Origin of the sequence: Pseudomonas sp. Sample_24 (assembly GCF_004307605.1) — a bacterium.
Classification (GTDB): Bacteria; Pseudomonadota; Gammaproteobacteria; order Pseudomonadales; family Pseudomonadaceae; genus Aquipseudomonas.
In genome coordinates, this window is the sequence record NZ_RCNW01000060.1 from 1 (window position 1) to 17,496 (window position 17,496).

Annotated in this window: 17 protein-coding genes; 4 read left to right on the forward strand and 13 right to left on the reverse strand. The window is 57.5% G+C overall.

The window, feature by feature from the left end; genetic code table 11:
• The 3 genes from D8V06_RS02700 to galE form a co-directional block, all read right to left on the reverse strand.
• Positions 1-720 (reverse strand): polysaccharide biosynthesis/export family protein (locus tag D8V06_RS02700; RefSeq protein WP_130930395.1); only part of this gene is annotated, 720 nt, incomplete at its 3' end.
• 143 nt (positions 721-863) lie between these two features.
• A complete protein-coding gene (locus D8V06_RS02705) occupies positions 864-1,100 on the reverse strand; it encodes a hypothetical protein (RefSeq protein WP_056857055.1) in 237 nt (78 codons plus the stop codon).
• A gap of 231 nt (positions 1,101-1,331) precedes the next feature.
• On the reverse strand, positions 1,332-2,348 hold the full coding sequence (galE, locus tag D8V06_RS02710; RefSeq protein WP_130907234.1) for a UDP-glucose 4-epimerase GalE: 1,017 nt from the start codon (positions 2,346-2,348) through the stop codon (positions 1,332-1,334).
• 389 nt (positions 2,349-2,737) lie between these two features.
• Here galE and galU point away from each other — a divergent pair, with 389 nt between their 5' ends.
• Together galU and D8V06_RS02720 are read left to right on the forward strand one after the other, a co-directional pair.
• A complete protein-coding gene (gene galU / locus D8V06_RS02715; protein WP_056857053.1) occupies positions 2,738-3,571 on the forward strand; it encodes a UTP--glucose-1-phosphate uridylyltransferase GalU in 834 nt (277 codons plus the stop codon).
• A 66-nt stretch (positions 3,572-3,637) separates the two neighbouring features.
• Positions 3,638-4,054: a mannose-1-phosphate guanylyltransferase gene (locus D8V06_RS02720; RefSeq protein ID WP_130903733.1), complete on the forward strand. Its 417-nt coding sequence runs from the start codon at positions 3,638-3,640 to the stop codon at positions 4,052-4,054.
• A 113-nt stretch (positions 4,055-4,167) separates the two neighbouring features.
• Here D8V06_RS02720 and D8V06_RS02730 read toward each other — a convergent pair whose 3' ends face one another.
• Genes D8V06_RS02730 through D8V06_RS02765 form a run of 8 tightly spaced genes read right to left on the reverse strand, consistent with a single transcriptional unit; the run spans position 4,168 to position 13,653 of the window.
• Positions 4,168-5,295, reverse strand: coding sequence for a GDSL-type esterase/lipase family protein (locus D8V06_RS02730; RefSeq protein WP_130930396.1), 1,128 nt, complete (start codon positions 5,293-5,295; stop codon positions 4,168-4,170).
• A gap of 24 nt (positions 5,296-5,319) precedes the next feature.
• On the reverse strand, positions 5,320-6,360 hold the full coding sequence (locus D8V06_RS02735; RefSeq protein ID WP_056857050.1) for an acyltransferase: 1,041 nt from the start codon (positions 6,358-6,360) through the stop codon (positions 5,320-5,322).
• 10 nt (positions 6,361-6,370) lie between these two features.
• A complete protein-coding gene (locus D8V06_RS02740; protein WP_056857049.1) occupies positions 6,371-7,474 on the reverse strand; it encodes a hypothetical protein in 1,104 nt (367 codons plus the stop codon).
• Positions 7,465-8,697, reverse strand: a complete 1,233-nt coding sequence (locus tag D8V06_RS02745; RefSeq protein ID WP_130907237.1) for a polysaccharide biosynthesis C-terminal domain-containing protein — start codon at positions 8,695-8,697, stop codon at positions 7,465-7,467. Before D8V06_RS02745 ends, D8V06_RS02740 begins: the two co-directional genes overlap by 10 nt.
• Positions 8,694-9,806, reverse strand: a complete 1,113-nt coding sequence (locus D8V06_RS02750) for a polysaccharide pyruvyl transferase family protein (RefSeq protein WP_130903730.1) — start codon at positions 9,804-9,806, stop codon at positions 8,694-8,696. Before D8V06_RS02750 ends, D8V06_RS02745 begins: the two co-directional genes overlap by 4 nt.
• A 15-nt stretch (positions 9,807-9,821) precedes the next feature.
• Positions 9,822-10,904, reverse strand: coding sequence for a glycosyltransferase (locus tag D8V06_RS02755; protein WP_056857046.1), 1,083 nt, complete (start codon positions 10,902-10,904; stop codon positions 9,822-9,824).
• Between the two features lie 40 nt (positions 10,905-10,944).
• Positions 10,945-13,173, reverse strand: coding sequence for a polysaccharide biosynthesis tyrosine autokinase (locus tag D8V06_RS02760; RefSeq protein WP_056857045.1), 2,229 nt, complete (start codon positions 13,171-13,173; stop codon positions 10,945-10,947).
• A gap of 39 nt (positions 13,174-13,212) precedes the next feature.
• A complete protein-coding gene (locus D8V06_RS02765) occupies positions 13,213-13,653 on the reverse strand; it encodes a low molecular weight protein-tyrosine-phosphatase (RefSeq protein WP_056857102.1) in 441 nt (146 codons plus the stop codon).
• 292 nt (positions 13,654-13,945) lie between these two features.
• Between D8V06_RS02765 and D8V06_RS02770 the strand changes: the two genes are divergently transcribed.
• Complete coding sequence (locus D8V06_RS02770; protein WP_130903729.1) at positions 13,946-14,908, forward strand: glycosyl hydrolase family 5; 963 nt, start codon at positions 13,946-13,948, stop codon at positions 14,906-14,908.
• A 208-nt stretch (positions 14,909-15,116) separates the two neighbouring features.
• Positions 15,117-16,043, forward strand: coding sequence for a transaldolase (gene tal, locus D8V06_RS02775; RefSeq protein ID WP_056857043.1), 927 nt, complete (start codon positions 15,117-15,119; stop codon positions 16,041-16,043).
• A gap of 239 nt (positions 16,044-16,282) precedes the next feature.
• On the opposite strand, the gene rssC is transcribed toward tal, so the two are convergent.
• Both rssC and D8V06_RS02785 read right to left on the reverse strand, forming a co-directional pair.
• The gene (rssC, locus tag D8V06_RS02780) at positions 16,283-16,765 is read right to left on the reverse strand and encodes an anti-sigma factor antagonist RssC (RefSeq protein ID WP_056857042.1); all 483 of its coding nucleotides are present in this window, start codon (positions 16,763-16,765) and stop codon (positions 16,283-16,285) included.
• The coding region (locus D8V06_RS02785) for a SpoIIE family protein phosphatase (RefSeq protein ID WP_153189247.1) at positions 16,762-17,496 on the reverse strand (735 nt) is incomplete at its 5' end. The genes D8V06_RS02785 and rssC, both read right to left, overlap by 4 nt.

Genomic DNA, 17,496 nt, shown 5'->3' on the forward strand with positions numbered 1-17,496 from the left:
CGCGCGCGGCTGGTTGACCTCGCCCATGACGTAGATGCGCTTGTTGTCGTTGTACGGCAGATACAACTGATCACCACCCTTGAGATAGACGCCCTGCAACTCGGAGTCCTGCTGGTTGAGCGAGTCGAGATTGAGCGGGTACACCCGCCCGTTGCGCGTCAGCGTCAGGCCGGACAAGTCAGCGTTGTTGGTATCGATTCCAGCGGAACCGAGGGCCTCGACCACGCTCAGCGGGTTGGTGGAAATCGCTTGCGGGCCACCCTTGGTCACGGCGCCGGTGACCACGACTTTCTGGCTAGCGAATCGCAGCACTGCGACATCTACCTGCGGCTCGGCGATAAACGCCGACAGCCGTTGTTCGATGTCTGCGCGCAGTTGCTGGATCGTACGCCCGGCAGCCTGGACTTCTTTGATGAAGGGGTAATACAGCGTGCCGTCGGCGCGCACCAGCCGTCCGTTGGCATCGATCTGTTGTTGCGCGCCGGACGGGGCTGTCAGTTCAGGGTGATCCCAGACCGTGATGTACAAGACATCGTTGTTACCGATGCGGTACTCGGCCGGAGTCGCCAACAGCTCCGCCGGCAGCGACTCACGCTTTTGCGTGGCGCGGGTGGTGGATATGAGCTTGGGGGTAATCGGGATCAGCTCGACCCTGCTGCTTTCACTGGCCCCTTGGCGGGTGATATCACTGGTGCTCAGGTATTGGCCGGGGGAAAACATGCAACCTTGTAAAGCGAGACTTGCCAACATTAAAAGAGAAAAACTACGAGTCATAATGGCACTACGCTATTCAAGGGCGAATCTAAAAAAGAAGTCACCCGACTTGCGTCGGGCGACCCTGTACTGCACTAACAAAACTTCTGTTAGTTGTGCGTGCCGGTGGTACCTGTGGTACCGGTCGTACCGGTGGTACCGCCGTTGGCACTGCCACCGCTGTTTGACGCCGCTATTGCACTGGCAACCATTGCAGTACTAGCTGCAGGGGCTTGAGAAGCCGCTACACTGCCAACTACATTGGTCACCGCAGTCAGCGGCGCTTCAGCTGCGGCAGCCCAGTTGCTCAACATCGTCAACAGGGCAACTGCCATCACTTTTCTCATATCAACTCCTTTCTAACATTCAACCCGATTAACACCGGGCGTTCCGTTAGAGGTGGTAGAGTTCAAGTCGCAAAAAGTGCGAACAAGATCCGTCATTCATTCACAGTCACTCCTGACTGATAAACGTCAAACGGCAGGTTTATATCTACGGATATGCAAAAGGCATTTCCAGTGTATTTTCCCGACGTTATCTAACAACCTGACTGGAAATAACATTGAGCCAAAACGACATCATCCGAGATAACCCTTGGGATGATTCGATTGCCAGCGCCAGGTGTCGGTCATCATTTGCTGCAAGTTGCGTGTTGCTTTCCAGCCCAACTCTTTCGCGGCCTTGGACGGATCAGCCCAGCTCTGGGCAACATCGCCCGAACGACGCGGCATCACGCGATACGGCACCGACTGCCCACTCGCTTGCTCGAAAGCCCGCAGCACTTGCATCACGCTGTAGCCATCGCCCGTACCGAGGTTCCAGGTATGAATGCCGGTACGCCCGGCGATGGACTGCAATGCCTTGAGATGCCCGTCCGCAAGGTCCACGACGTGGATGTAGTCACGCACGCCAGTGCCGTCGATCGTCGGGTAATCGTCACCGAAGATCGACAGCTCTTGCAGACTGCCGACCGCGACCTGGCTGATGTAAGGCACCAGGTTATTGGGAATGCCATTAGGGTCTTCACCCATCTGCCCGCTGTCATGCGCGCCGATTGGATTGAAATAGCGCAACAGCGCGATGCTCCAGCGCGGCTCCGCCAGGCTCAGGTCGCGCAGCACGTTCTCGACGATCAGCTTCGATTGGCCGTAGGGATTGGTCGGATTGCCCGTGGGGAAATCCTCGCGAATCGGCATCTGATCCGGCGCGCCATAGACTGTGGCCGATGAACTGAACACCAGCCGGAACACCCCGGCAGCAGCCATCGCCTGACACAGCGTAATGCTGCCGCTGACGTTGGTCTCATAGTACTCAAGCGGCTTGCGCACGCTCTCGCCCACCGCCTTGAGCCCGGCAAAGTGCAGCACTGCATCAATGGCATGCTCTTGAAAAATCCGATCCAGCAAAGCCCTGTCGCACACATCGCCGCGAATCATCAACGCACTTTTGCCGCAAATGGCTTCAACCGCATGCAGCGCCGCATCACTGCTATTGCAAAGATTATCCAGCACTACAACTTCATAGCCTGCTTCAAGCAGCGCGAGTGTGGTGTGCGAGCCGATATATCCGGCTCCACCCGTTACCAGAATTTTCATAGTGCGGTCCATAGAGAGGAAAGTACTCAGTAGCGTGTCAAGCCCCGTGTATTGAAGATGTGTCGTGAACCACACAAACAGGGCGACAACAACCTAAAACAAATTTAGTTCAACGACTGGCAATAAATATTTTTGCAGGTCAAACTGTATTGCCCGGTACTTATTAGCACTCCAACGCCTTCCTCACTATCAACAGATACCGACTAAAAATAACTAACAAGTATCTATCCGACATCTCATAACATTGGCGCATTCTGCCACTACCACTAATTGCCATTAACAACCTGACTCGGGTATTAAAGTACACCTTCAATACTCATTGAAACTTGCAATCACTCGTTATTGCGCGCACTCGTTGACGATGTGCCGTGACTGTCCAGGATACTTTTATGATTCGTAAATGTTTGTTCCCCGCTGCCGGCTATGGCACGCGTTTCTTGCCGGCAACCAAAGCCATGCCCAAGGAAATGCTGCCGATCGTCAACAAGCCGTTGATCGAGTACGCCGTTGAAGAAGCCCGGGACGCCGGCCTGCAACACATGGCAATCGTCACCGGGCGGGGCAAGCGTGCACTGGAAGACCACTTCGACATCAGCTATGAACTGGAGCACCAGATTCGTGGCACCGAGAAAGAGAAGTTCCTCGCTGGCACCCGCGAACTCATCGACACCTGCACCTTCTCCTATACCCGTCAGGTCGAAATGAAAGGCCTGGGCCACGCGATTCTCAGCGGCCGCCCATTGATCGGCGATGAGCCCTTCGCGGTGGTGCTGGCCGATGACCTGTGCCTGAACCTGCAAGGTGACGGCGTGCTCACGCAGATGATCCAGCTCTACAAAAAATTCCGCTGCTCAATCGTGGCCATTCAGGAAGTGCCGCGCGACCAGACTCACAAGTACGGCGTAATTGCTGGCGAGCTGATCTCCGAAGGCATCTACCGGGTCAACAACATGGTGGAAAAACCCAGCCCGCAAGACGCCCCGTCCAATCTGGCGATCATCGGCCGCTACATTCTGACGCCGGATATCTTCGACCTCATCGCCGACACCCAACCCGGCAAAGGTGGCGAGATCCAGATCACCGACGCATTGATGAAGCAGGCCCAGAACGGCTGCGTGCTGGCCTACAAGTTCAAAGGCATGCGCTTCGATTGCGGCGGCGCGGAGGGCTATCTCGAAGCGACCAATTTTTGCTACGACAACGTGTACCTCAAGGGTCTCTGACCTGGCCCAAGCCGATCCAACGCTCCACACCAACCACACGCCCACTCTTCATTCAGGCAAGCCATCATGAACAACGCAAAACACTCGGCAGACAATGAACTGGAGGTGGGCAACCTCGGCGTGATGACCTGGTTGTCGCGCCATCAGCCATTACCCAGCGCCAATGAGCCCTGGTTGGGCAGCACGCTGCTGGTGGAACGGATCGGCATGTTTCCCTCGTCCGGAGACATTCGCCGGCCGATACGCAACCCCTACCCCCTCCTCGCCCACTTGAAAAAGCTGTATGGCGATCAGGCTTTGGAAGTCGACGACCGCGATGGCTTGAAAGTGATTTTCAGCGACTGGCGGTTCCGGGTGCGCATTTGCTGCAACGAACCGGCCATCATCATCAATGTGGAAACCCGCTGCGCCACGCAATTGATGCCGCTCAAAACGGCAGAACTGCTGAGTCATTTGCAGCACTTCGAAACAGCTCTCCTGTAGGAGCGAGCCTGCTCGCGATGGTCGTCAACGATAACGCGCGCATCCTGAAGGACTACGGTGTTATTGAGTTTTTCGCGAGCAGGCTCGCTCCTGCAGTTCTGTGGCAACAGCAGTCAAAGCGACGCGTCGCAACGGTCCTGCCCGCCCACCATCCAGCGATAGAAGTAATCGGCAATCACCCGCCCACCCGTGGCCGGAACCGGATGAATCTTGTCCGGGCCGATCATGGCGGCGGCATAGCGTTTGACGTCGGGTCCGAACGCGCACTGCAAATCGAGATAACCCAGATGCTCCGCCTGCGCCCAGGGCTGCAACACCTGCGCATACGCCGACATCGGGTAAGCACTGGAGCGTGTGGTGTCCTGACGCAGGATCAGGTTGATGCTCGCCTTCGGCTGGATCTGGCGCACCATCCCCACCAGCCCTTGAACGTTCTTCAGATACTGCTCGGGTTTGACGCCGAAGCCTTGATCGTTGCCACCGAGCATGATCAGGTAAATGTCCGCAGGAATGCTCGACACCGCCGCCTTCCACTGCGTCTGCCAGTGGCTATCGCTGTGGTAGAAGTCCCCGGATGCCGCGCCGGAGGCGGCCAGCTTGGAAACCCGCACGCCGCCTTGTTCGTTGCTCATCCACAGACCGAACAGGGTTGGCGCGCCCTTCACCACTTCCAGCCGGAACGCCCAGTCCGGCGCCTGCGATACGCCGGGCAGCGGCACCTCCTGAACCCCTGAGCCGGCGAGTGTCAAGGGTTGCCAGTCTTGCGACGGGGTCCAGCGGTAGCGGATCTCGTTGGGCTCGCCGTTGCCCAGGTAAAGCAATTTCGCCTGAGTCACGGCGGTGCTGATGGCCGGCGTCGGGCTGGCATCGATCTGCAGCCATGCGCCGGGGCGGCCCATTACCGTGCGGCTGTCGGGACTGGCTTGGCCGAGGCCGGACACTTGCCAATCCCCGCCGAAGTACTTTTCGCTGCTGCGGGTGTATTTGAAATGCGTGCCACCCAGCGCCGCGCCGTGGTTGAAGCCGACATAGCCGGGGCCGGCAAAACCAACCTCCCCGGCCACGCGCTGCACCAGTTTGTTCAGATAAAAATCCTGCCCGGCGCTGTAGCTGTCGCCGATCACCGAGATCGACAGTACCTGGCCAGCCTTACCTTCACGCCACTGAGCAAACCGCTCGCGCGCGTCGCCAACCTCAATCACCGACGCAGCAACGGGCTGAATGTCATCAACTGCCAACATGCATTGCTTCCTTCCCTCGGACAATCATTGGGTCTGCGCCACCGGAGCGATGCTCGCCGCAGGCTTTTTTGTCGCAGCACGCTCACCCAGAAACAGCACGGAGGTGAAGTTGAATCGACTGAAAATCATCGAAAGCACCACCGGTCCCAGCAAACCACAAGTCACGCCGCCGAACACCAGCAGACTCTCATCCTTCACACCCAACCGCCCAAGGACAAACCGCGATGTCGCCGCAAACAAAACATGGAACAGGAAGATCGCATAGGAATAGCCGCCCAGCCAGGTCAGTGCCTTCGAACGCAGGTCACTCGCCAGCAGCGCCATGCAGGACACGCAACCCACCGTCAAACCGATCAGGCTGCGACGGTCGACGATCAACTCCCGATCGACCGCCGCCACGTACAGCAGCGTTAGCGTGATCATCACGAACACCAGCGGGCCAATCACCTTGAACCGCTGCTTCAACGCGCTGACATTTTCCTGGCCGATCATCCCCGCCACAAAAAACGGTAGCAGATAGATCGCGCCGTTGATGCCGAACGCGTCGAGCGTGAATGGCGGCAGCAAAAACACCACCGCCGCAAAGGCGAACAGCAGATTCAAGCGCGTCGCGGTGCGCAACAGCCCACGCCACTCCAGCAGGCCGACAAACATGAAAATGATGAACACCGCCTGCAGGAACCAGAAGTGGTTGATCGGTACCCAGAACGACAACAACGCGTCGATCACGCCGACATCCTTGTTCACGCCCGGGCCAACCGCCTGCAACACCGAGAACGGTATGCCTACGCAAAACAGCGGCACGATCAACCGTCGAACCTTGCCACTGAAGAATGCGGAAAAGTCATTGCCGCGGATTTTGTAGATGGAATAGATGTAGCCCGAGATGAAGGTGAACAGCGGCATGCGCACATACACCATGGAGTCGGCGATCACCCGGAACGGCGAGCCCAGGTCGATCTTCAAGCCGCCGCCCAGCGGGCCGATGACGTGATAGAGCACCAGCAGCAGGCACGCCAGACCGCGCAGGGTTTCGATCTCCAGGGACTTTTTCTTGCTCGACATAAAACAAGCCTCAATTCAGAACGCGTGATTCAACCTGTACCGGTTTGTTTGCCCGCAACATCAATCCCAGGCCCACGAACAACACAGGCACCACCATCGAGAAGTGCCGGGCAAAGGAGCCGAAGTCCGGCTCGAACAGGCCTTGAACCAGCAGGAATGCCAGCGGAATCGCGATCAGTTCCTTAGGCTTGGTCTGGATCGGCGCACCCTTGTAATCGGTCGAGGTGATGACCTTGAACAGCAGCAACGCGGTCATGATCATCAACGCCACGAAGATCACCTGGCCCGGCCCCGACAGCAAAATCAGCTCCACGGGGAACGACAACCGAAAAAAGATGATCATCGAGTCCAGGGCTTGGGAAACGAAGTCGCTGCCGCTGAGCCACGAAACGATCAACGACTTGGAACCCTCCTCCCCCGCCGTGCGCAGTTCGTTGTTGCTGGCGCGAATCGACGACACCGGAAAGCCGAGCGCGACCTGGATTGCCATGGCGACCGCCAGGTAGAACAGAAACAGCATCAGGAAGAAGGTGAAGCGCGAGACGTATTTCTTCATCACACAGACGCCGACCCAGGACAGTGAAAACAGAATCCAGTAAGGCCGGATCAGCACGCCGTAGATCACTGCCGAGAGGAAAAACCCGCCGCGATATTTGCGCGTCAACGAACTGAGCAGAATGCTCAACACCGCCACCGACACGATGATTTCCTTGGTCAGGTTCTCCAGGAAAAACGAACGGACAATGCCCCACAGACACAGAGTGCCGAAAATCGCCAACGGCATGCGGCGAAACACCACCACCGGAATCGCCGTGAGCAAAAAATTGCAGAACATGCCGTAGGCCCAGGCATTGGTCAGGTTGATCCCGGTGGGCCGCAACAGGAATGCCGAACACTCATAGGAAGAGCGATCCGGCGAGAACGGGTTCCAGAAATTGCAGTTGTCGGCTCGCGCGTAGGACGACCACAAGGTCATGGCATCAGGGCCGGGAGCGCGTGGGACCAACATCGGCATGGCCACCGACAGGAACAACCCGGTAAACAGAATCAGGAAGGAAATCGATGAGTCGAGCTTCTTGCCGCGGAACTCGATGCACGGCAGCTTCAGGCCCATGACAGTGCTGCCTTTTTTGCGCCGGTCATGCGGGTCAACAGCGCAATGACCCCGAGCTGCACAATGATTGCGAAAACGTTGCCCCAGGCGGCGCCGTAGATCGAATAGTGCTTGATCAGCAGGTAGCTGACCGGCACTGAAACCAGCAGGCATATGACTGCGCTCGCCAATGACACCCGACTGTTTTTCGAGGCGATCAACCCACCCCAGACGATGTCGCCGATAGCGCGCAAGGCAAAGGAAAAAATCAGCACGCCGAGGATTGCGTTGTCCGGTCGCGGAACCGCCGCGCCGACATAATCGAGCAGAACATTGAAGAACAGATAAATCAGCACCGCCACCGCGGCAGACACCACCAGCGAGCGCATCACCCATTTGTTGACGAACAATTGCCTGACCGTGAACGGCTGTTGGTCCGCCTGAAACCGCTTGGCGAGCACCGGAATACCCACCACTGCCACCACCGCGTAGGACAGCGCTTGCAAGGTGTTGGCCGCCGACCAGGCGTATACGTATTTACCGAGGCTGGCGTAGGGCTCCAGATCGATGATCAGAAAGCGCTCGGCATACTGGCTGAGCGCGATCAAGCCTGTGCCAAGATAGAACGGCAGCCCGGCCTTCCACACGGTTGCGGTGGCCAGCGTGCCACTGACCCGGCCTTTGTGCACGTTCACCACAATCAGATAACCGGCGACGATCACCAACACGTTCGCCGCCACCCAAAGCCACAACACACTGGCGATGCCGGACACCCAGCCAAGCATCATCCCGCCCACCGCCAGCACCGCCCACAGACCGGTCTTGACGAAAAACAGCAATGCACCCGCCGTGGCTTTCTGCGCGGAAAACACGAAGGAATTGATTTCGAAGGACAGGTGTTCGGTGAGCAGTACCAGCGTCACACAGAGGATCAGCGCAGTCGTCGCCTCGACGGCCTGGAACAGCGAGTAAACCAGCACTGTCACCACCGACAGCAGCAACCCCACCGCCAGATACAACAGCAAAACCTTGTCGACCACCCGCCGCGACGTCCCACCCACGCTGATCAATCGATTGATCTCGGAACTGAACCCGACGCTGTAGAACTTCGAGGCGATCAACGACGCCGCGACCACCACGCCGTAAAAGCCCAGTGCCTCATAACCCAGGTAATGGGTGATGGCCAACACCAGCAAAAACTTCGCGCCTAATGCCCCGCCGCGAAGCAACAGCCGAAATATCATCGAACGATACCTTTGATGATCTCGTCCATGGCCACGGTTTTCGCTTCGATCTCGCGGCAGGTATCGGTCAGGCGTTTGCCGAAATTCGACAGTGCATTCGGTGCGTAGACCGTGTTGATGATGGTGTCGACATCGATGTCGCCGCCATTGATCACCCAGTCTTCCACGCCCATGTCCTGATAGGCGCCGAAGCCTTTGCGCTCGTAGCTGATGTGGTACGCCGGGACGCCGGAAAGCAGCGATTCGATGGCGCCGTGCAGGCGCACGGAAATCACCAGGTCCGGCTGGTATTTGGCCAGTGTCGCCTTCAATGGCAGCAGGTCTTCGGTAATGCCCAACTCGCGATAAAACGCGCCGTCATCGTTGCCGCGTACCGCGCTTTGCACGGCGCACACCACCTTGCTTTTGTTCTTCAGGCGCTGCAGCAGCAACTTCAGGTTGGCCACATAGGCGAGCTTCTTTTCCTTGCTCCACTCCGGCGGCTTGCGCAGCACCACGCACACCGTTGCCGGCGACGATGCGCAACGGGTGAACTTGGGTTGCGCGAGGATTTTGCTCGCCAGGGACTGGACTGCCAGGTCCGGCGCACGGTAGACATTTTCGTAAGCATCAAAGATCGCCGAGGAGCGATTGTCCCGCACGAACACCGCGTCGGCGCTGGCGTAATGCTCGACGATCCTGCGGCTCTCGCCGTGGAACGGCCCAATGCTTTGCGGCAGGTAAACCGACGGCACTTTGCTGAGGATTGCCGTTTCCAGTTGCTTGGCGTGCCCCAGTTTCAGCTTGATGTGTTCGAAGGCACTTTTGGAGCGCATGTAGCCGCCGCCGACACCGACGATCAGGTCGGTTTTTTTCAACAGATCCGCCAGGCCTGCGTAGGACTGGTTGAGGAACACCGCTTGCTTGACCCGACCCAAGCCTTTGGCCGCCATCACCGGGGCCTCAAAGCGCGGGTGTGGCAAGTAGCTGAAGGACTGCGGATCGGAGGCCACCACGCTGATCGAAGTGTCCTCGCCGAAGTTTCGCTGCACCAACTCAATGGCCAAATCGACGAGTAGGCCGTCACCGGAGTTGGACGCACTGTAGCCATGCAAAATCGTTACGTTCATATGCTTGAGTTCTACTTAAAAAGAGGGAGCGCGATACAGGTCGTAGGTCTGGCGAATCATCAAGGCGGCGCTGAAACGCTCGCGCACGATGCTGCGCCCTTCGCTGCCAAGGTCGAGCAAGCGCGGCTTCTGGATTTTCTTCAGCACATCGGCCAACGCGTGGTGGTCGCCGCTGGGAAAGACGTAGCCGGACACCTCATCAGTGACGAGCTCGGGCAGCGACGTGCAATTGCTGGCGATCACCGGCAAGCCCATGGCCATGCCTTCCAGCGGCACCATGGCGAAGCCTTCCCAACGACTGGGCACAATCAGCGCATCGGCTTTCTGATACAGCACCTGCACTTCGTTCGGCGTGACCCACGGCAGGTATTCAACGGCGTCCATTGGCGGACACTCGACCGAATCCTCATTGACCGCACTGCCAACCACCGTCAGTTTCAAGTCGTTGCGCTGTACCTTGGCAAAGGCCTTGAGCAACACATCGAAGCCTTTCTGATAGTCGAGGCGGCCGACGAAGAGCAAGTGAATTGGCTCGGGGCTGCTGGTTTTCGGCGCGTCATCCTTGCGGTGAATGCCGTTGTAGATCAGCTTCATGCGTTTGCGCTCGATGCCAAACCGCGCGGCTTTGTCCAGCTCGTACTGGCTGACGCAAATGATCACGTCGGTGACTTTCTGCAACATCCGCTCGATCGATGCATAGACCTTCTGCTTGATCGGCGAGCTTTCCATCAGGAATGAAAACGCATGCGGGCAGTAGACGATTTTCGGCTTGCGCCACGGTCGCAACAGCACGCAGACACAACGGCCGATCACCCCGGAAAACGTGCTGTGCAAATGCACCACATCGGGCTTTTCCTTGAGCATCACCTGGGTCAGACGCCAGGCGAAGCGCAGCAACGACGGCACATTGCGCCCGGAGCGGGCAAAGGTGCGGATCTGCTGCGCTTGGATGCCGTGCAGTTCTTTTTCCTGATCCTGCGGGACCAGATACACCAGTTCGTAGTTCGCGACGTCATCGTCCGGCGAAGCCGAAATAGTGCGGATAACGGTCGCGACGCCACCTTTGATCGTCTCTGCCACGTGCAGTATTTTTTTCACAGTTCACCCACTTCAAACATGAAAGGACAATCGTCAAAACTCAGGACTTGTCGGACGCGTATTCGTAGCTGTAGTAGCCGTAACCGCCGTTGCCGTAATAGCTGGCCGCACGTTTTTCGACGCCGTTGAACACCGCACCTTTCAACTCGATGCCGTTCTGCGCGAAGCGGCGAATCGTCAGTTCGATTTCTTTGGCCGGGTTCACCCCGAAGCGCGTGACAATCAGGCTGATGCCCGCTTCACGACCGACAATCGCCGCATCGGTCACGGCCAACAGCGGCGGCGTATCGATGATCACCAGGTCGTAAAGCTCGCTGAGTTGCGCCAGCAGTTCGCGAAAGTTGGCGTGCATCAACAGCTCGGAAGGATTGGGCGGGACCTGGCCACGACTGATGAAATGCAGGTTGTCGACTTCGACTTTGTTGATCGCCTGCTCGATGCTGCAGCGCTTGACCAGCAGGTCCGACAAACCATTGGTGATCGGTGTGTTCAGGGTTTTGTGCAAATGACCTTTGCGCATGTCGGCATCGATCAGCACCACGCGCTGACCGCTTTGCGCCATCACCGCTGCGAGGTTGGAGGACACGAACGTCTTGCCGACCTGCGGGCTAGGGCCGGAAATCATGATGCGGTTATTGGTCGAATCGAGCCCGGCAAAATGCAGGCAGGTACGCAAGCTGCGAATCGACTCGATCGACAGATCCGTCGGGTTGCGCAGGGCCAGCAGGTAGGCCGGTTTGTCCACGCCGTCCCGGGCACGACCTTTTTTGCTGTCCTCTTCCTGCTGCAATGCGCTGTAGGGAATCGACGCGTAAACCGGCAGGCCGAGTTGTTCGATGGCTTCCGGCCCTTCCAGTCCTCGACTCAAGGATTTGCGCAGCAACACCAGCGCCACCCCGAAGAAGGCGCCAAGGAAGGTTGCAATCAGCACGATCAAGGGTTTGCGCGGCTTGACCGGATTGGTCATGTCGACATCCGCAGTGTCGATCAACCGCACGTTGCCCACCGCCCCTGCCCGGACAATGTCCAGTTCCTGGGATTTGTTCAGCAGTTGCGTATAAATCTGCGACGCCACTTCCACATCGCGGGTCAGGTTGAGCAGTTCTTGTTGCGTGGCGGGCAGGTCCTGGGCCTTGCTCTCCAGTGCCTTCTGTTGCTGGGTCAGCTCGCCGAGCTGGGTCATCAGCGCGCGGTACGCTGGATGCTGTTTGGTGAACTTGCGGTCCAGCTCCGCCTGTTGCATTTTCAGTTCGGAGATCCGCGTATCGAGGCTGACAACCTGTTCCAGCACCGATTGGGTTTCGAGGGAAATATTGACCGTCTTGCCACGGGTTTGATAACCGTTGAGTGCCTCGCTGGCCTTGGCCAGATCACGCTTGACCTGCGGCAATTGGCCTTGCAGGAACTCCAGGCTCTGCGCCGCTTCAGCCGAGGTGCGTTGCACGTTCTGCTGCACATACAACGAAGAGATCTTGTTGAGGATTTTCACGGCCTCGGCCGCATCGGTGCTGGCCAGGGCCAAACGGATGATTCCCGATTCCTTGCCTTGCTCGGAAATATCCAGCGCATCCTGGTAACCCTGAATGGTCACGATCCGCGGATTGCGCACCACTTCGAAACGCGTGCCGGGGTTTGCCGACAGCTGAGCGATCAAGCCTTCCACGTCGTCCTGTTTGAACGCTTGGCCAGCGACGCCGTCGACCAGCAGGTTGTCGTTTTCATCGAACAACTGGAATCGTTGCTGCTCACCGGCGACCAGCGTGAGTTTCTTGCCGAGCAGTTCTTTTGGCAGATTGAGCCGGCTGATCTCCAGTCGCTCACCACCCCAGGCGTAGCTGTTGAGACCGAAACGCGGGGCCGCGACACTGAACTCGGTTTCGCCGCGATAACGTCGGGCAAGAAAACCGCCGATGACCGGGAAGGTATTGGGGGTGACATCGATATCCAGGCGCAGGTCATCGACCGTTTTGCCGATCACCGCGCGGGACTTGATGATGCCGATTTCGGTCACCGAGGGCGATTGCCCGCCGAGCATGCTGTTGAGATCGGAAAACCCGAGCATGTCGTTCTTCTTCGGCTCGACCTGCACCAGCGCGTTCGCCAGGTACACCGGTGTCGCCAAAACCGCATAGGCAACGCCGGTCACCATAAAGGCTCCGGTGAGCGCGCCGATCAACCATTTCTGATCGATCAAACTGCCAAATATACCGAGAAGATCAATGCTGTCTTGATCGTTGTCGCGGGTGCCGATTACGGACGGTAACTGCATAAGTCTGTTCTTACCATTCATTGATCTGAAGAATATTCATCAACGCGCGAGGCGTTGCGCCCATGAGCTAACAGCATCTTCAATCAATGCATGGGCATGAATAAAAGCGGCCTTGCCTTGACGATATGGATCTTGTATTTCGCGCTCGCTCTGCCATTTACCGAGCAGAAAGACTTTGCCTCTGGCGTGAGAGGCAATATTCAATACTTGTTTTACATGCTGTTTTTCCATGACCAGAATCAGGTCTGACTCATTGACGATGTCGGGCGTCAATTGCCGCGCCTTGAAGGCTTCGGCACAGTGCCCACGGTCTTCGAGAATCTGCCGGGCCGACGCTTCCATGGACTCGCCCACCCTTGCGGACAGCCCTGCGGAGGCCACTGCGATCGTTGTAGAGGCCAGCGCGTCACGCAGCAAAAGCTCTGCTGTCGGACTTCGGCATATATTGCCCACGCAGACGACCAGGATCTTTTTGAACAAGATTTTACTTTCCCGAGTAATGTCAAACGGCCAACATGTCGCGAGGGTTTTAATGAACCCCACGAATCTTCCTGCACTCAGAAATAGATTCACCTGTTAGTACCGAAGCATTAAGTACCACAGCACTTAAAAGGCACCCAACCACAATTAGCGGACTAAAAATAACTGTGATTTTCAGCCGTTAGATTTCCGACAAAAAATAACATTCGCGCACTTCATACCCGCTTCATTATCGAAACGTGAGTAAAGAGATATCTATTCGAAGTTGTCACTTCTCATCAGGAGAGCAGACATGAAATCAGCACATCTCAAACGACTCGGCGCGCTAAGCCTGATCGCGCTGGGTGCAACGACTCAGGTTCAAGCCAGCGAACTGTTCCCTAACCTGCCTACCAAGACCATTGGTGTGCAGGTCAAGATCCAGAGCTTTTCCGCTGCCGACGCCGCGCAGATCAAAGCAGCGGGGTTCAGCTTTGTACGCTTCGGTGTATGGAGCGACAGCCTGACTGCTGCGGCCTATCAGAAACAGGTCAGCGATGCCTTCGCGGCGGCCAGGTCCGCTGGCCTGCCGGTTTTGCTCACCGTACGCGCCATCAAGCCGTTGATGGCCGCGACAGGCAATATCAGTGAGCTGACAACGGCTGGCGAATCGTTTGCCAACACGGTGTCGAGACTGGAAACCTCCTACAGCACGCAGCTGGTGGCGATTGAAATCTGGAATGAACCCGATCTTGAGACCTATTGGCCGACACGCAATTTCGACACGACATTCGTGCCGTTCATGAGCGCCATGTGCAAGTCGCTGCAAGACAAACCGCAATCGACGCCACGGGTCGGCTTCGGCTTCGCCCGCCCACCGACTGCGGGCTCCGCCTCGACGGTAGCGCTGAACCGCATTGTCAGCGAACACCCGAAATGCCTGAATGCCATCTCCTACCACCCCTATGGCATGACGAGCACCCAGATCAGCAACGCACAGACGTTTATCCAGCAAAACTTCCATTTGCCGGGCGTCATCAGTGAATGGGGTGTTTCGGCGCTCACTTCCAATGGTGGTGCTGAAGGACAAGCCAGCAAAATCGCTACTTTCATTGCCGATGTGAAACGGCTGAATATCCCGCTGACCTCCATCTACGAATGGAGAAACACTGAATCGGGCAGCAATGACCGGGAGAAGAATTTCGGCCTGCTGACCTCCGACGGCCAACCCAAACCGGCGAAAATCACGGTCGAAACCCACCTGAACGCCGAGTAGTCACCGTGCAACCGCGACCGGTCTGTTCGCAGGTCGGTTGCTTTGAACCTGTGAGCTGTTTTGGCATCGTATTCATCGATACCTCGCCCCGCCTTTAAAACAATCGTTGTCTGGTTGTTGCCGCAGGGGCCATCGATACACGTACACACCCTTGAGTGGCTGTCAGCGCTCGGGTAATGTCATCAGACCCACAGGACAGAGCACGCCCATGACTTCCAAGCTGGAACAACTCAAACAAATGACCACCGTGGTTGCCGACACCGGCGACTTCGAAGCGATCGCTCGCGTTAAGCCGGTAGACGCCACCACCAACCCTTCCCTGCTGCTCAAGGCTGCGGCCATCCCCGCTTATGCCGAACTGCTGAACGCTTGCGTCAATGACTGCAAGGGCGATGTAGGCCTGGCCAGCGACCGATTCGGCGTCGCGGTGGGGCAAGAAATCCTCAAGGTCATTCCGGGCCGTATTTCCACCGAAGTGGATGCACGCCTGTCGTTCGACACCGATGCCGTGCTCAAGCGTGCGCACCGCCTGATCGAACTGTACGAAAAGGCCGGCATTGGCCGCGACCGTGTGCTGATCAAGATCGCCTCCACCTGGGAAGGCATCCGCGCTGCCGAGATCCTGGAAAAGGAAGGCATCCAGACCAACCTGACCCTGCTGTTCTCTTTCGCCCAGGCCGCGGCTTGTGCCGACGCCGGGGTGTTCCTGATTTCGCCGTTCGTGGGCCGCATCTACGACTGGTACAAGAAAGCCACCGGTAACGAGTTCACCGGCGCGGATGATCCGGGCGTGCAATCGGTGACGCGTATCTACAACTACTACAAGGCCAATGACTACAAAACCGTGGTCATGGGCGCCAGCTTCCGCAACCTGAGCCAGATCGAACAACTGGCCGGCTGCGATCGTCTGACCATCAGCCCGGACCTGATCGACAAGCTGGCGGCGGACACCGGCAAGCTGGAGCGCAAACTGGCGCCGGGTCACGCCGGTGAAGCACGCCTGAACCTCAACGAAGCACAGTTCCGCTGGCTGTCCAACGAAGACGCCATGGCGACCGAAAAACTGGCTGAGGGCATTCGTCAGTTTGCTCGTGACCAGGAAAAACTCGAGGCACTGCTGCAAGCCAAGCTGTGATCTGAGTTGGCGTAATGCAAAAAAGGGCGAACCCTGGTGGGTTCGCCCTTTTTTATGGTGCTGTGGCAAATGAGATGTGTGGCGAGGGAGCTTGCTCCCGCTGGGCTGCGCGCAGCCGTAAACCTTCGTTTGTTGTGTGCCTGATGCTACTCGGTTGTAGCCTTTGGGGCCGCTTCGCAGCCCAGCGGGAGCAAGCTCCCTCGCCACAGTTCAGCGGTGTTCTGAAGGTTTACAGGGAATCAGTGCCGCTCCAGCGCATTCACCAGGTCATGGAACGCTTCACGGTTGGAATCGTTCAGGCCCATGAGGATCTTGTGCGCTTCGAGCACTTTGATGCGCACCACTTCTTCAGACTGATCCTGATCTGGCAGGTCATCCAGGCATTCCGGGCACGGCACAGGCTTGTCAACGATGTTGAACACCTGCTCGAAGCCCATGGATTGCAAAAGACGGGTAATGTCTTCGTGGGTGGTGACGACGGTCGGCAGCAGGCCGACCTTTTGCCGCGAAAGGATCGACAGCTTGGCCAAAAGGCCCAGGGTGGTGCTGTCGATGCTGCGGGTTTCGGTCAGGTCGATCACAATGGCGTTGAAGTTCAACGCCGTGAAGATCCGATCAATAGTCGCATCCAACGCCGAACACAGGGTCAGGCGAACTTCACCGACGAACTTCAGGACAAAAGTGCCGTCCTGCTCGGCGAACTGGATTCTACCGGTACTCATTGAAGATTCCTGCTCAACACCAACAGGGCGATATCATCCGGCATCTCCCCTAGCGTGGCCAATCCAAAAACCTGCCGCAGACCATCCAGGCTGCCGCCCGCTGCCTTGACCCGTTGGGGCAACGCAGCTTCTTTTTCTTTGAGTGTGGGTTCTGGCAAAAGGTCCAGAATGCCATCAGACATCAGCGTCAGGCTGAACGTCGGCGGCAGTTCCAGCACGTGGTCTTCGTAGGTGGCCTCGTTGAAGAGGCCAACCGGCAAACCACGCCCTTCCAGATAACGAACACTGTCGGGTGTGTACAACACTGGCAACGGCAAATGACCGCCGATGCTATAGGTCAACAAACCTGTCTCCTCGTCGATGACTCCACCGACCATTGTGACGTGCTTACCCAGCTTACAACTGATCAGCCCCCGGTTGATATGACCAAGGACTTCTGAAGGCTTGAATTCCGGCAATGTGCCGCTGCGCTTCGATTCGAACAGCAAGCGCGTGGTCATGAACTTCAGCAACACCGTAACGAAGGCTGAAGAGGCGCCATGACCGGAAACGTCGGCCAGATAGAACGCGACCCGACGCTCGTCCACCCGGAAATAGTCGACAAAATCACCCGACAGATACAGAGACGGGATGATCTGGTGGGCGAACTTGAACTCGTCAATGGTCCAGGGGCTGACCGGCAGCATGTTCATCTGCACCTGGCGACCGGCGTTCTGGTCTTCCTGGAGCAG

Bases quoted from the DNA above. Each gene is read 5' to 3' on its own strand.
- D8V06_RS02770 (WP_130903729.1), top strand. From the start codon at position 13,946: ATGAAATCAGCACATCTCAAACGACTCGGCGCGCTAAGCCTGATCGCG.
- D8V06_RS02730 (WP_130930396.1), bottom strand. From the start codon at position 5,295: ATGTTGGCAGTTGATGACATTCAGCCCGTTGCTGCGTCGGTGATTGAG.
- D8V06_RS02720 (WP_130903733.1), top strand. From the start codon at position 3,638: ATGAACAACGCAAAACACTCGGCAGACAATGAACTGGAGGTGGGCAAC.
- galU (WP_056857053.1), top strand. From the start codon at position 2,738: ATGATTCGTAAATGTTTGTTCCCCGCTGCCGGCTATGGCACGCGTTTC.
- D8V06_RS02740 (WP_056857049.1), bottom strand. From the start codon at position 7,474: ATGGGCCTGAAGCTGCCGTGCATCGAGTTCCGCGGCAAGAAGCTCGAC.
- D8V06_RS02705 (WP_056857055.1), bottom strand. From the start codon at position 1,100: ATGAGAAAAGTGATGGCAGTTGCCCTGTTGACGATGTTGAGCAACTGG.
- tal (WP_056857043.1), top strand. From the start codon at position 15,117: ATGACTTCCAAGCTGGAACAACTCAAACAAATGACCACCGTGGTTGCC.
- D8V06_RS02750 (WP_130903730.1), bottom strand. From the start codon at position 9,806: ATGAACGTAACGATTTTGCATGGCTACAGTGCGTCCAACTCCGGTGAC.
- galE (WP_130907234.1), bottom strand. From the start codon at position 2,348: ATGAAAATTCTGGTAACGGGTGGAGCCGGATATATCGGCTCGCACACC.
- D8V06_RS02735 (WP_056857050.1), bottom strand. From the start codon at position 6,360: ATGTCGAGCAAGAAAAAGTCCCTGGAGATCGAAACCCTGCGCGGTCTG.
- D8V06_RS02745 (WP_130907237.1), bottom strand. From the start codon at position 8,697: ATGATATTTCGGCTGTTGCTTCGCGGCGGGGCATTAGGCGCGAAGTTT.
- D8V06_RS02760 (WP_056857045.1), bottom strand. From the start codon at position 13,173: ATGCAGTTACCGTCCGTAATCGGCACCCGCGACAACGATCAAGACAGC.
- rssC (WP_056857042.1), bottom strand. From the start codon at position 16,765: ATGAGTACCGGTAGAATCCAGTTCGCCGAGCAGGACGGCACTTTTGTC.